This is a genomic window from Spiroplasma endosymbiont of Aleiodes alternator, from assembly GCF_964031135.1.
GTDB lineage: Bacteria > Bacillota_I > Bacilli_A > Mycoplasmatales > VBWQ01 > Spiroplasma_E.
Window position 1 is genome coordinate 338,363 of sequence record NZ_OZ035008.1, and the last position, 14,860, is coordinate 353,222.

Genomic DNA, 14,860 nt, shown 5'->3' on the forward strand with positions numbered 1-14,860 from the left:
TTTTTGATTTTATTGACTATTTCATTAATTAATGAAATCACTTTAAAGGTATATAATTATTATAATTGAAAGGAGAATATTATGTTAAAACTTTTTAAGAAAAAAGAAAGGATAAATCATAAATTAACTTTATCAGAATTAGTCTGGTTTGGTTTTAATTATACTGTTGGAATTACTTTTACTGCTAACTTTGCAATTTTAATTAATAAAGATAGTTTAAATTTAGGTTCTCATATGATTTGAATTTTTTTAGTAGAAGGATTAATTGCAGGAACTTGTGCTTGAGCTTTCTCAAGACTTTCAAGAGTACATCCGGGTAATAATGGTGCTGCTTATATTTATGTTAGAAGTAGTTATGGTCGCTTCTGAGGTTGATTAATTTCTTTTTTACAGTATGCTACTTTACCTGTTATAGTTAGTTCACAAATTGTATCAATGATTAGAATTAACTTTACTGATCCATCTTCTTTTTTATATGCTAATTGAGGAGTATGACAACATTTAGGATTAGATTTGATTGGAATTCTAATTTATGGTTTAGCTTCTTGTGTATTATTTTTAGGAATGGCTGCATTTAAAAAATTTGTGAATATTTCTAGTTATTTAAAATGAGGAACAACTTTTTTATTAATCATAGCAACTATTATATTATTTGTGATGGCAGGAACTTCAAATTGAGATATGACTACTTCTCATCAACAATTAACTGCCAATAACTTTTCACAAGCTTTTGCCATGTGTTTCTTTTTCTTTTTAGGATTTGAAACCTATTCAACAATTGGTAAAAATGTTAGAAATCCTGAAAAAAATATTAGTCGTTCATTAGTTATTGTTATGATTTTATCTACTATTTTTTATATGGCAGTAACAATCCTTATGATTGGTGCTGTTGCTGGTAATTTTTCAGATAATCCCAACTTAAGTATTTTTAAAATTTTAGGTGATAAAGCTCATGCACAATGATTAGGAATAATTGGTATCCTTGTAATGTTAATTTGTACTATTTCATTAAAGTCTAATGCTGGAATGCAAAATGCTTTATATAGTGGTGCTATTTTAGAACCATTATCTGTTGAGGGGTATATTTCACCTAAATATAAAGAATTATCAAAAGATAACATTCCATTTAAAGCTTCTAGATTAAATTTAATTATTACTTTTTCTTCAGCTTTTGTATGATTAATTTTACCTGATATTATTGGAGTAATAGTTGATACGTTACATCCTGTTTATAAGGATGGACAATTAGTTTTAAGTTCGATTGTTAATTATGGAACATTAACTGCTGAAGCCGGTATTATTATGGTTATTATTTATGTTTTTGTACTTTCCATTGCAATTAAACTGTCTATAGAAAAGAAATTGAAAAAAAATATTTTTGAAATTATTATTTGACTTGCAGCAACACTTTTCTTAGTTTGACAATTTGAAGAATGATTAAGATCTTTAATCAATGGTTTAATTTCGGGTGCAAGTCTTATTGGTAAAGGTGGAACTGATACTACAAAAGGAATATCTGATATAACTTCTAATGTTTTACAATTAGTTTATTTAATTGCTGGCATTGCGTTTGCTCTAATTTGATACTTTGCTTATTATAAACCAATGCAAAGAAAAAGAATGCTTACAAATCCTAAATTACAAGAAGAATTGGATAGCGAATTTAGAGTGAAAGATGATTGACCTTTTGTTGCAAAAAATCTACAAAATGAAATTGAAAATTATTTAGTACGTAATGTTTTAATTAATGGTGATGATAAAAACCCTAATTATACGATTGCTAAAAATGTACGTAAAGAATTATTGATGTCAGAAGGCGAATGGCGTGAAGACGAAGAATAAAAAAAGTTTAAAAATGTATTTGTTATTATAACTAATACATTTTTAGTATTTATTATTTTTGACAAATTTTTATAGTAATATTAAAGGTGTTAATAATGAATATTTTTTTATATTTATAAAGTATATTGATGGTAGAAAGTAAAATATGATGTATAATGTTAATTGGATTCATTTCAATATTATGTTTAGAAGTAATTCTAAATTGTGGTTATTGTATTTGTAGTTCAAAAGTCATATTATTGGAGGTACTATATATGAATATGAAAAATATATTAAGATTAATGGGTGCATTAACATTAACAACAGCAGCTACTACTTCAGTTGTTGCTTGTGGTGATAAAGCTGGTGTAGCCATGAACGTAGAAGTATCAAAACAATTAGGGTTAACAGATGAAAAAGGAGAAGGTGTACAAACAGCTTCACTTGATACAACTGTCAAGGATAATGTTAGTTGAGCTGTTGCTGAAGCATCAGCAATTAAAGCTGGTAAATTATTAGGAGAGGGAGATAAAGCGGCAAATCAAGCATGTTTAACTTTTATTACTAATGTATTAAAAGTTAAACCAAAAGAGGGAACTACTTTAGCTGATGGAGTTTTTGATAAAACTGTATTAGACGCAATAACTGCTGAAGTTACTAATATTAAACCAGAATTAGCTAAAATGGATGATGGTAAAGATTATGCTATTACTGGTGGTACTTTTAACTTCCAATTTAAAAAAGGTGAAGAGGCACTTGGTGATGTTTATGGCATTAAGTTAAAAGCTGATAAAACAAAAGGTGTTATTGCTGCTGGTCTTGCTGTAATAGCTGGTAAAATTGAAATAGTAGATACTGATGTTGTTACAAATTCAAATATTTTATTTGTAAAAGATGGAAATATTTCACCAGGTGCTAAACAAGGAGCAGCAATAAGTATTGTTGATAAAACAGATAATGGAAAACAATTTATGGCTTTAAATACGTTAACTGGCTTAAAAATTTCTGCGCAAATGGAATCGACTGATGCTGAAGGAACATGAGCAGAAGGTAAAAAATTAGAAATAAGTTATAAAACAGGTGATGTTAATTTTGATCCTACTACTGTAAAAACTACATTAACGGTTGCATAATTTTATAAAATAAAAATAATATTATTACTCCTTTTAATTTAAAAGGAGTAATTTATTTTTAAAAAATGTTTATTTTTCATATTTTTAAACATTATAAATATATAGTATATAATAAATATTGGAGAACTTATTATACGATGTTATATTAAAAAAAGTAACTAAGTTATTGATTTATAGTTATTATAATAAGTTTAAAGAATATTATTGGAGATATATGTGAATATGAAAAATATATTAAGATAAATGGGTGCCCTTGCATTAACAGTAGGAGCAACTCCTTCAGTTGTTGCGTGCGGTAATAATGGTTCAAATATTCCTAATAATCCGCAATTAAATGGGAAATATGCAGAATTATTAGGATGATATAGTGATGAAAATACAAGCATAATTGATGAAGTAATAAATTTTGATAATCTTGGAACTTGTATTATCACTGCTGACTCTACTAATCTTATTAAAGATAATTTGTTTAAAGAAAAGTTATTAGTTGAAGGTTCTGCTGCTGGTAAATGGAAAGCAAAAGATACTGATGCTGCAACCTTTTTAAGGGAATTGGGATTTACATCTGGTAATCAAGATAATGATTATTCAGAATCCGATGTTGATGCTATTACCAATTTAATTGTAACAATTAAAACTGCTGCTCCAGGTGAAATATCAGTTGCTGACACAACTGACTTTAAAGTAGCGGATGGTATTTGTCAAATTGATATTATGAGTAGTAAAACTGCTGCTAAGTTTGTTAAATCTTATAATATTAATATAAAGGCAGCAAATTTAAATGTTTCAAAGGTAATAACAAGTAATATTATAAAAGAACCTTTAACTGATTTAAAACTAACTGCTGATCAAGGATTCAAGGCCGATCAGCCAACTTCTGGTTTTAAATTAGAGTTTACTGATGAATTAAACAAAACAAAGTTTGAGTCTTTACTTAAAGTATTAAATACATCTTTTACAACTCATTTTTTTAGTTCACCTACCGGCACAGAAGAAATAAAAACTTTTAATGATGGTGAACCCTCATTTTTACAGTTACATTTTGATAGTGTTATTCTTGAAAAAAAATGGCTGTTGGAACTCCAGGCAAATAATAAATTTTCTAATTAATATAAATTAAATTTAAATCTATAATAAAATAATATATTTTATTATAGATTTACTTTATTTCTAAATAATTTAGTTGTAAAATTAAATAAGAACTAATACTTGATTTTTTAAATCTCTTTTCATTTATTTAAATTGAAAAAGGATTTATTTTATTTAAAGGTGGTAATCAAATGGCAAACAAATCATATTATGTTAATGATAACAATCAATTAAAAAATTATAAATTAGAAAAATATAAAATTGATAATGATTTAAAAATTTTATATAAAGTAACAACAACTTTTAATGATACTGAACCTAAAATTTTAAAAGCATTACCAATTGAAGAGTTGGATAATAATACTATTAATTCTTTTTTTATGTTGATCAAACAAAATCAATGTGATAATTTTGCTGTGTATTATGAAAATAATTATGATATTAAAAAAATTAATGATTTGATTACTAATCAAGAACTAAATTTTACATTTGAACAATTAGATTTTTTAAAGCAATTTTTTATTAGTATTAAAAATGTTGCTATTACTATATTTGATATGCGTATTAAGCCAATTATAAATAATACTGTTGATAGTAATAGTAGTAATAATGGTATTAGTAATACTTTGCAATCTAAACCACGAATTTTAAATTAATATTTTTTTAAAATTTAATTTTAGAAAAAAATATCAAAATAAAAACTAAATATTGATTAATTATAATTAGGTTTTACTGATTAAATATTCCCATATTATCATTTTTATTGACTAGAGATTTATAAATGTCATTAGTTTTTAAAGCATTAATCTTATCTTTTACATCAAATTTTAAACTTATTATTAATCCATTTATGCCTTTCATTTTTATGAATGTATTTTTATCATTAGTATATTTATAAATACCATCATTAGTTATTACATATATTTTGCCTTTATTATTTTTATATAAATCAGAAAAAAAATAAAATCATTATTGCTTTGATGAACATTATTTTTTTAAACAATCATTTTGTAATGTGATTGTGCTTAAGTTAAAATTACTAATACAATTTTCAATAGTTATTGTAAATGCTAAGGTAGTTAATATTGTTATTTTTTTTTCATTAAAATCTCTTTTTGTTTTTTTCTATAACTTTTATAATAATAGGTTGTTTTATATTTTAAAAACGTAAAAAAGAAAATGCAATAAAAGTATCTAAAAACTAAAAAAAATAGTTTAATAGTAATTTTTGAATCTTGAAAATTATAAAAAAATATGCAATTAAAAATTTTATTATTTATATTAGTTTTTTAATAATTGATTAGCGAAATATTTGATCAATAACTCCACCACCAAGACAAATATCACCATCATAAAAAACAGCGGTTTGACCGGGCGTAATAGCGCGTATCTTTTCTGAAAATTCAACCTTAATTTCATCATTATTAATAAAATTAATAATAACAGCAATATCAGATTGACGATAGCGAAATTTTGCATTACATTTTAAAGAGTTTTTTAATGTACTATTATTAATTCAATTCAATGATTTAACAGTACAACCGCTATTCATTAGTCATTTATTTTCATTATCATTAGCAACATAAAGGATATTATTAGTAACATCTTTTTCAACAACAAAATACGGAACTTTCATTCCCGAAAGATTAATACCTTTTCTTTGGCCAAGTGTATAGTAGTAAACACCATTGTGATTACCAATAGTAGTTTTGGTATTAATATCAACAATTTTGCCAGGATTAGCTGGTAAATAATTTGTTAAAAATGTCTGAAAATTACGATTACCAATAAAACATATGCCAGTAGAATCTTTTTTTGTTGCTGTTGGTAAATTATATTTTTTTGCTAATTCCCTAACTTTAGTTTTAGTTTTATTACCTAAAGGAAATAAACTATATTTTAATTGTTTTTGTGTTAATTGACATAAAAAATAACTTTGATCTTTATTATCATCAATTCCTTTTAATAACTGATATTGTTTAGTAATTGGATTGTAGTTAATTCGTGCATAGTGCCCCATTGCAATATAATCTGCTTTTAAATTTTTTTGTGCATATTTTAAAAAAGCATCGAATTTAATATATTTGTTACATAGAATATCGGGATTAGGAGTACGACTTTTTTTAAATTCTTCAAGAAAATAAGTAAAAACATTATCTCAATATTCCTTAACAAAATCAATTCTTTCTAATTTAATATTTAATTTTTGGCAAACAGATAAAGCATCAAGATAATCTTGTTCTTGTGGACAAATATCTTGATTATTGTTACCTTGTAAATCATTATTTAAAAGTGAATCTCAATTACGCATAAAAAGACTAATAACTTCATGGCCTTCTGCTTGTAAAAGTGCTGCTGTTACTGATGAATCAACACCACCACTCATACCAACAACAATGCGTTTTTTTTCTGTCATTTTTTACTCCTTAATACTTTTCATAAATGCTTAATAATTGTAACAAATATATAATAAATACCCAAATAAATATTTTTAAATTATTGAATTTATATATTGATTATTAAGTGATAATCCTTTATACTAATGTTAAAACACATAAAAGCATAGATCGGTTACACTTTATTGGACACTAATTACGTAGACAAGTGAACAAATTAGTTAAAAGAAAGGAACTATAATTATGGCCAATATTAACTCATATTCAGATGAATTTAAAAAACAAATAGTAGCTTTATATCAAAGTGGTAAGTCAGTGTCTTGTCTTGCTAAAGAGTACAATGTTACAAGAGCAGCTACTTATAATTGAATTAAGCAATTTACTAATTCAGGTAGTTTTAAAACTAAAGATAATCGTTCTGTTGAAGAAAATGAATTAATTAAATTAAGAAAAGAATTAAAACAGTTAAGAATGGAAAATGATATTTTAAAGCAATCAGCACTAATAATAGACAGAAAATAGAGATTATGGTTGAAAATAAATCTAAATATAAAATTCGCACAATGTGTCGTTTTTTAAAAATTTCTAAATCAACATATTATTTTAATTTAAAGAAAAAAGAAAATAAAATGCAAAATAATATTTATGAACAAGCTGTTATTAGTGCTTTTAAAGAAAATAAAGAAGTTTATGGTACTAGAAGATTAAAAGTCAGTATAGAAAATAAAGGTTTTCCTTTATCAAGAAGAAAAATTAAAAAAATTATGAATGAACATAATTTAATATCAAAATACACGAAATTATCATTCAAAAATAATCATAATAAAGTTAATGATAATCAAATTACCAATCTTGTTAATAAAAACTTTAATAATAGGCTTAAAAATGAAGTTATTCTTAGTGATTTAACTTATGTTCAAGTTAATGGCAAATGAAACTATATTTGTTTAATTGGGACTTTCCTAAAAACTGTGTTTTTTAAATAAATTTTAGTTGTAAAATCACTAAGTTACACAGATTGCTGGAAAGTCCCTATTAACGCGAAATTATTGGACATAGTGTTGGTACTAAAAAAGATGCATCATTGGTATACCAAGCATTTATGCAATAAAATCGCTGTTTAAAAGATATGCAAATATTTCATACTGATCGCGGTAACGAATTTAATAACAAAACTATCGATAAACTTTTATTAGCATTCAACATTACCCGTTCTTTAAGTGAAAAAGGTTGTCCTTATGACAATGCTGTTGCTGAAGCGACTTTTAAAACTTTTAAGACAGAATTTATTAATGAAAAAAATTTTATATCATTAATCCAATTAAAATTAGAATTATTTGATTATATCAACTGATACAACAACATAAGAATTCACAGCACTCTAAAGTACTTAACTCCAGTTAAGTATGAAGAACAAATGTCTACCAAAAAATAGTCCTAAAAAGGGTTGCCATTCCAGCAATTTAACAAAATATGGTTTATAACCACTTTTGTAAAGTTTGTTACTAATGTGTTTTTTATGTTTTAATAAAGAAATAGAGAAAAGAGAAAAAATGCCACAAGAAGAAGAGTTATTAATAAATAATGATATAGATAGTAATATAGAAGCAAATACTATTAATAATAGTTGAAGTAGTTTAATATGATCAGATACTAAAAAAATAATTGGAACAGCTAGTTTATTAACACCAGCAGTTGGTTTGAAAACTGTACAACGAGTATTTCAGGTAGCAGTTACTAGTATTGGAACATTTGATTGAAATAAAGTAAATCCTTTAAATAATTTAGTTGATTTTGGAGTAACTCCAGTACAATTGGTAATTAGTACACAAGCAATGAATTTATGAAAATGGGGCGCAGAAAAAATTTGACAAGAGGGAAGAACAATATTTAATAGAACTGCTGATCAAGAAATGAGTCCGCTTTTATCTTTATATCCCGAAATTGGTGTTGAAGAAGGTTATTCATGTCTTTCAAAAACAGCTATCTTTGGAAAAATGCTAATAGCAAAAGCTGGATATTGAATTTCGAATCATTTTATGATTACGGCTTCTAGTATGTATTCAGTTGGTTCTTTAACTAGTTTAGCTGAATATTGAAGTAAAATTATTTATGGCCCAAATATTTTATCAACAATTATACGAGCAGAAGTTTTATGTTATACTTCTATCTTAATAGATAAGGGTATAGAATATTTAACAAAAACACATATGTGGTTTGCTTTCAAAAGATATTTTAACTGTTTAAATAATAATAATGAAAATGATGAGTTAGAATTATTACTTTCTCAACAATCAAAATGTATGAGTCTTTTAAAAAGTGGTGGTTATTTAACAGCAATGGTAATAGCAACTATAATAGATAATGCAATTAAAACTGCAGCTGTTATGTATACTGCTGATAGATTACCAGAATTTGAATCTACATTTTTTCAAGTTCCAATGTTTGCTATTATGTTTGGTTTAATTATCAATGATACTATTGGTAATAAAGTATTAAATAAATATGCTAAAAAAACAATGACAGAAATTTTTTACGTCTACTCCAAATAATGAATTAGAGGAAATAGTAACTAATAGTAATTATATGAGTATTAATAGTAGTGATGAACGACAATTAAGTAATAACTTTAATGATGAATTGGTAAGTGTTATTAATAGTATTAATGGTCCTGCTTTTGTTGGTTGTCCTAGAACTCCTAATTTAGGGACTTTCCAGCAATCTGTGTAACTTAGTGATTTTACAACTAAAATTTATTTAAAAAACACAGTTTTTAGGAAAGTCCCAAAATTAATGAAAATATAAAAAGTTAGAATAAACTATTCTAACTTTTTATATAATTTACCAATTTCTAAACTTCCCAGTGTACTAATAGCACGTACATAAATTAACATTGATTTTCATAATTCGTCAACTTTAATACATTCATTATATTGATGTTCAGTTGAGTTAGTATGATCAAATATCGCACCAAATGCTACACAATTTGGTATTGCTCTAGCATAAGTTCCACCACCAATTGCAATTGGTTTTGCTTTTTTATCACCAGTAACTTCTTGATAAATTTCCATTAATTTAATAACAATTGTTGATTCTTGTGGAATATATAATGGTTTATCATAATGTTGTTGTTTTATTGTTAAATTATAAGGTTTTAATATTTTTGTTAATCTATTTAAAATTTCTTGTAAATCAGTTTTAACTGGAATACGGATATTACATCCTAATTTTGAACTTTTGCTATTAATTTCAACAATGCCAACATTAATAGTAAAACTTCCAGATTCATCATCTAAATCACCAAAATATTTTGTTAAAGCAGTATCTTCTTGTAAAATATCACCAACAAATTTAATTAGATTATGTTCAACTTTAAGTTCATTTAAAATTAATAAACTTCTTAATCCTGCATTAATTCCTTCATCTGGTCGTGACCCATGTGCTGGTTTACCATGAATGGTAATTTGTTGATTATTATTTTCAATTCGATATTTCTTATTTTTCCCAATTTTAACAAATGATTCAATATCAACACCATTAATATTACTAGTAGAACAAGTGACATTGTAAGCATCACCTGCATTAATAACAATGGATTTATGACCTGTACCAATAATATCTAAGTTAATAATTCCTTTTTCAGCATATACTAGCGGAAACATACCATCAGGAGTAAAACCAAAAGTTGGAGTACCTTCTTGCTTCATATATGTGTTAATTGAATCTCATGTTGTTTCTTCAGTTAAACCAAAGATAACTCTAATTAGACGATTTGGTTGATAGCCATGATCTTTTAAATATTTTAAACAGTATAGAATAATAATTGTTGGACCTTTATCATCTAATACACCTCGTCCATATAAAATATCATTAATAATTTCTGGCGAAAAAGGTGGAATTTTTCATTCTTCTAAATTACCTGGTGGTACAACATCAAGATGACCTAACATGGCAAATATTTCTTTACCATCACCATATTCTAAATATCCATACTTATTGTTTTTATCACGATAAGTTTTAAAACCTAATTCTTGTCCTAAATTAATAGCATAATCTAATACTTCCTTAACACCAGGCCCATAAGGTGCTGCTGTTGTGGGTGGTTGAGCATATGATTGAATTTTAACAATTTCTTTTATTTTTGTTAGTGCTTGCGGAAAATATTTTTCTTTTAGCAATTTTTCATTGAATTCCATATTTATTCACTCCTTGATATATAAATTTAAATAGTAGTATTAGTTATAATATCAACTATTAAATCATTTAACAATAATCAGGAACTATTTGTGCAAGATAAATGATTATTTTTTATTTTTATTTGTTTATTTTTGATTAATTTACTAATCAGTGGCTGCTCTAGAATATTATCATTTTTGTTAAATTTTATTCCCTTTTTTAGTAATAAACCTTGTATTAATTTTTGGATTAAAATTTCATTTGTTGATAAAATACTATTTTTTTGATTGTTATTATTAATGTTATTGCTATTAGTAATTATTATTGCTTTATCTTCTGTTTTAATATATGAAACAGCATTTGGACCAATTCCATAATAGTTTTCTAATAAACAATATGCAATAATATATTTTGATTGATTATTAGTATTTTTACTATAACTATAGTATTCATAGTTATCATATTTGTGCTTTTTTAAGAAATTATTAATGTATCATTTAATAGTAAGATTTTGTTTGTGATTATAACTATCATAGCTAATATGAGGTGTTTTTAATTGCATACATATTTGTAAATCATTATTAACATCAATTACTGTTTGATGAGGAAGATTATATTTTAAATCAATTGAGAAATTATTAATTTTTAAGTTAATAGCATCATTAATAATTTTTATACTTTGTTGACAATTAAATTTGTTATTTAATTGATTTTGAAAACTAATTATTTTTCAAATTAAACGATTAATTTGAAATTTGGAAAATAATTGTAGAGTTGTGAAATTGGTATTATTAATAGTACATTCAAAGTTGTATTCTTTGATAGTGGTTGTCAATGGTTTAAGTATTATTAATAGTTGTTCTAAAAAATTAATTGGTAAAACTGACTTATTTTTGTTAGAAAGATAAATTGTTTTTAACTTTAATTGGTATTTATTTATTATTTTTGTTAATTCTTTTTTAATACTTTCTATAAAATAAGAATAGTTAGTATTTACTTCATGTTTAAAATTAGGTATTTCTATATATAAATGTTCAATGGTAGTTTGTGTATTCATAAATAAATGATACTATATTTATTTTAAATTACTATTATATTTATGTTCGTGCTTTTCAATGTTGTTCTTTTGCAATATTTTTATTTCCTTTTGAAGAAATTTTAGTTTTTCAAGAAGGGTAATTTTCACCTTTACTTTTTGCATTAACAATATTCATTGGATCTAGATTATATAATTCAGTTGTTCCTTGTTGACTAGTAGGACGATGTAGAACAATAGTTCAAGAGTAAGTTTCTAAGTTATCTGCTGCGCTATAATCAGTGGTAAATGAATCACGAAACATTCAAGCACCACCATAATCTTTACGATATAATTTATCACTAACACCATCAATTATTTCCGCTTTTTCTCAAACAGCTTCAATTTGTTCTAATGTTCAATGGTGAGTAGTAACTTTTTGCACTTCGATTGTTTCTTTTTTTGTATTTGTATTTTTTTTCTCTATTATTGGTTGTGTTTCTTCAACAGTTATTGTTGTTGCTTGTTCATTAAAATTAGATGTTTCAGATTCAGAATAACTACTGTCTTTAACATCAAAACCACCTTGATTTTTTGGTTGGTAATTAGTTTCGCTATTAATATTACTTTCTGTTGTTGGTGATTTTGAATATATTGTTGTATCTTCTACACTTGTTTTTTCAACTGTTGGTTCTGAATATATTGTTGTATTTTCGATATTATCATTTATTTCTTCTTCATTTGTAATAGATTCGGATTTAAGATTAGTAAGAGTACCTGGTGTTGGTGAAACAGTTTCGGCATGATAAGCACCTTGCGTTGGTGTTTGTGATAGTTCATGATTAGTATAATGGACAGTTGCTGTTGAAGGGTTAGTGATTATTTTTTCTTGTGTTAGATCTTGCTTAAGAACAGTATTGTTAGTTTCTTGGTTTGCTACTTTTTGTTCTTCATTATTTTGAGGTACTGGTATTGGTACGACGTTAGGAAGCGTTATCGTATCATCAACTTCTTGTTTTGCTATTAGTGTTTCTTGTTTTGCTTTTGGTTTAGCAATAGGCATTAATAGTGTATTTGATTTGTATTTAGAGGTAATATTAATAATTAATCAGAGACTGTGGATTAATAAAAGTATTGCAAATAGTTCAGCCAACATTCATGGTAAAAATGCTATTAGAAAGTTACCGGTTGTATTTATTATTTCGCCGTCTTTTTTATTAGCTAAGAAAGTAAAAGTTTTAAATCTAAAAATAAAAAATACAATAAGAAAGATAACAAATATTGCTGAAAAAATAAAACTTATTAAACAAAAAAGTGCTGATACACTATTTTTAGTTTTTAAAAAAATAAAAGGTACGACTACTAATGCTAAAGATAAACCAGAGACTATGAAAACAATAATACTTATTATATTGAAACTAATTTGTAAATTAGAATTAGGTTGTTGTGGATTATTGAATCATTTAATATAGTTATCAATTGCATCTCGACCAATAGTTGCTCATAAAGCCCAACCTATCATTAAACTCGTAGTAATTAGAAGGCCATTAATAAGAATTGTTAATTTGCTATATAGACCAATACGATAAATTTTTGGTTCTTTCACTGAACTAGAATTTATTTCCTCTATCATAAAAATACCCCAATCTATTTTTAATATACTTACTTTTTTTATAATTATATCAAATTAAAAATTAAGATAGTGTCGTGTAATTAATTGGACTGGAAAAATGAATAATATTATTATATTATTCTATTAATATTGGTTTTTTAAATAAAATGAAAGTCTTTTTATTAAGATGATAATATTTGCTTACATTTTATAGTGTTAATAAAATTAGTAATAAGCATATTTATTGATAGACTAAAAAAATAAACTATAATTTTAATTACTAATTTAATAAAATTAATTCCTAATATAGAAATTTATCTATATTAGGAATTTTTATTAAATTAAAGTTTTAGAGAAAAGGAAGATAAAAAGATATGTTAAATAAAACAATAAAATAAATAAAAATAATAATTTTCGAATAACTATGTTATTTAAATAATGAATTTATTAATAGTTAAAATATTAGGCATTAATGGAGAACTTGGTCATATAATAAAATTAAATAAGATTATTAATTTGAATGGAGAAAATTTATGAATAAAGAAAAAAGTCAAACAAAGATTAGTCATTTAGATAGATTAAAGTTAAAAATATCACCTAATAAAAAAGCGGCTGCGTTAAAAATACTTTGAGTAGCAGCAACACAAGTATTTCGTAAAGAATTAACAAAAGAAATAACTATTTCAAAGCAATTATTAGGATTAGAAAAAGAATGTTTACAATCAGTAGTAGTATTGAACTGTATTAATAAAGATTTTAAGCAAATAATTTGAACTAAAAATATTTCTTTACCCCTTGATGAACTATGTTTATCATTTGGTATGTATAAATTAAGTGTTACTTTGAAAAATCCAAATAAAGAGGAATCTAATTATTTTGGTTTATTAAATACAAATGATAAATCTGAAGAAACAATAGTATATGAATTATTATTTGATGGAAAATGATTTAAAATAAATGATATTGAAAGTTCCAATATGAATTTGGCAGAAAGATTAAAATACAAAATTAATGAATTAGAAAGTAATTTAGAATGTGATAGTGATTTTGATGACATCGAAAAAAAAGAAATTAGTGCAATTGATTTACAAACTCAATCATCAACAGTTAAATCTAAATTAAACTTACCAAACTTGTAAAAAATATTATATGGAAAAAAGATTTCAATTGAAATCTTTTTTTCTATATTTGTAAAATATTAAAAAGTTTATTGCATAATTTTAAAACTTTAGCAAAAATAAGTGTAAACTAAATAAACCTATTGTTTTTTATTTTTAAAATAATGGGTTTTTATTTAAATAAGGGGGAATCAAAATGAGTTTACAAACAAAAACTATTATTGAAGAAGAATTAAGAAATGTAGCAGATTTAACATGATTTACTAAAAATTTTATTAGGTGTCATAAAAATTGACATCATGGTGAAACATGTAAATTTGAAAATCATTTTGATGAAAAAGATAAAAAATGTTTTCAATTTAGAACAATTATCGAAAAACCAAATAATGAAAACTATTTTATTTATGATGAAATAGTAAAAATAAAAGATAAAACCTTTTTTTATTAAGATTACATGATGATAAAAGAAAAAAAGTTTGAGAATTATTAATTTATTTTGA

12 protein-coding genes and 1 pseudogene are annotated in these 14,860 nt (G+C 24.6%); 9 read left to right on the forward strand and 4 right to left on the reverse strand.

The window, feature by feature from the left end; all coding sequences use genetic code 4:
* Window positions 1-81: 81 nt before the first annotated feature.
* The 4 genes from ACQH20_RS02040 (at window position 82) to ACQH20_RS02055 (ending at window position 4,699) form a co-directional block, all read left to right on the forward strand.
* Window positions 82-1,842: an APC family permease gene (locus tag ACQH20_RS02040; RefSeq protein ID WP_425377336.1), complete on the forward strand. Its 1,761-nt coding sequence runs from the start codon at window positions 82-84 to the stop codon at window positions 1,840-1,842.
* A gap of 254 nt (window positions 1,843-2,096) precedes the next feature.
* Window positions 2,097-2,954: a hypothetical protein gene (locus ACQH20_RS02045; protein WP_425377337.1), complete on the forward strand. Its 858-nt coding sequence runs from the start codon at window positions 2,097-2,099 to the stop codon at window positions 2,952-2,954.
* A 243-nt stretch (window positions 2,955-3,197) separates the two neighbouring features.
* The gene (locus ACQH20_RS02050) at window positions 3,198-4,064 is read left to right on the forward strand and encodes a hypothetical protein (protein WP_425377338.1); all 867 of its coding nucleotides are present in this window, start codon (window positions 3,198-3,200) and stop codon (window positions 4,062-4,064) included.
* Window positions 4,065-4,234: 170 nt separating this feature from the next.
* On the forward strand, window positions 4,235-4,699 hold the full coding sequence (locus ACQH20_RS02055) for a hypothetical protein (protein WP_425377339.1): 465 nt from the start codon (window positions 4,235-4,237) through the stop codon (window positions 4,697-4,699).
* A gap of 644 nt (window positions 4,700-5,343) precedes the next feature.
* On the opposite strand, the gene mnmA is transcribed toward ACQH20_RS02055, so the two are convergent.
* Window positions 5,344-6,459: a tRNA 2-thiouridine(34) synthase MnmA gene (gene mnmA, locus ACQH20_RS02060; RefSeq protein ID WP_425377340.1), complete on the reverse strand. Its 1,116-nt coding sequence runs from the start codon at window positions 6,457-6,459 to the stop codon at window positions 5,344-5,346.
* Window positions 6,460-6,682: 223 nt separating this feature from the next.
* Here mnmA and ACQH20_RS02065 point away from each other — a divergent pair.
* From ACQH20_RS02065 to ACQH20_RS02075, 3 genes and pseudogenes are all read left to right on the forward strand, one after another.
* A pseudogene (locus tag ACQH20_RS02065) lies at window positions 6,683-7,874 on the forward strand (IS3 family transposase).
* 118 nt (window positions 7,875-7,992) lie between these two features.
* On the forward strand, window positions 7,993-8,991 hold the full coding sequence (locus tag ACQH20_RS02070) for a hypothetical protein (protein WP_425377341.1): 999 nt from the start codon (window positions 7,993-7,995) through the stop codon (window positions 8,989-8,991).
* A gap of 34 nt (window positions 8,992-9,025) precedes the next feature.
* Window positions 9,026-9,169: a hypothetical protein gene (locus ACQH20_RS02075; RefSeq protein WP_425377342.1), complete on the forward strand. Its 144-nt coding sequence runs from the start codon at window positions 9,026-9,028 to the stop codon at window positions 9,167-9,169.
* Window positions 9,170-9,258: 89 nt separating this feature from the next.
* Here the strand turns inward: ACQH20_RS02075 and ACQH20_RS02080 are convergent, their stop codons facing one another.
* From ACQH20_RS02080 to ACQH20_RS02090, 3 genes are read right to left on the reverse strand one after another with little or no spacing between them, the layout of a single operon-like run.
* Window positions 9,259-10,635, reverse strand: a complete 1,377-nt coding sequence (locus tag ACQH20_RS02080) for a Sapep family Mn(2+)-dependent dipeptidase (protein WP_425377343.1) — start codon at window positions 10,633-10,635, stop codon at window positions 9,259-9,261.
* 26 nt (window positions 10,636-10,661) lie between these two features.
* On the reverse strand, window positions 10,662-11,672 hold the full coding sequence (locus ACQH20_RS02085) for a hypothetical protein (protein WP_425377344.1): 1,011 nt from the start codon (window positions 11,670-11,672) through the stop codon (window positions 10,662-10,664).
* Window positions 11,673-11,712: 40 nt separating this feature from the next.
* Window positions 11,713-13,236 (reverse strand): hypothetical protein, encoded by a 1,524-nt coding sequence (locus tag ACQH20_RS02090; RefSeq protein WP_425377345.1) that lies wholly within the window; start codon window positions 13,234-13,236, stop codon window positions 11,713-11,715.
* Window positions 13,237-13,775: 539 nt separating this feature from the next.
* On the opposite strand from ACQH20_RS02090, the gene ACQH20_RS02095 reads away from it, so the two are divergent.
* Both ACQH20_RS02095 and ACQH20_RS02100 read left to right on the forward strand, forming a co-directional pair.
* Window positions 13,776-14,381, forward strand: coding sequence for a hypothetical protein (locus ACQH20_RS02095; RefSeq protein WP_425377346.1), 606 nt, complete (start codon window positions 13,776-13,778; stop codon window positions 14,379-14,381).
* Between the two features lie 175 nt (window positions 14,382-14,556).
* Complete coding sequence (locus ACQH20_RS02100) at window positions 14,557-14,808, forward strand: hypothetical protein (RefSeq protein WP_425377347.1); 252 nt, start codon at window positions 14,557-14,559, stop codon at window positions 14,806-14,808.
* Window positions 14,809-14,860: the final 52 nt, after the last annotated feature.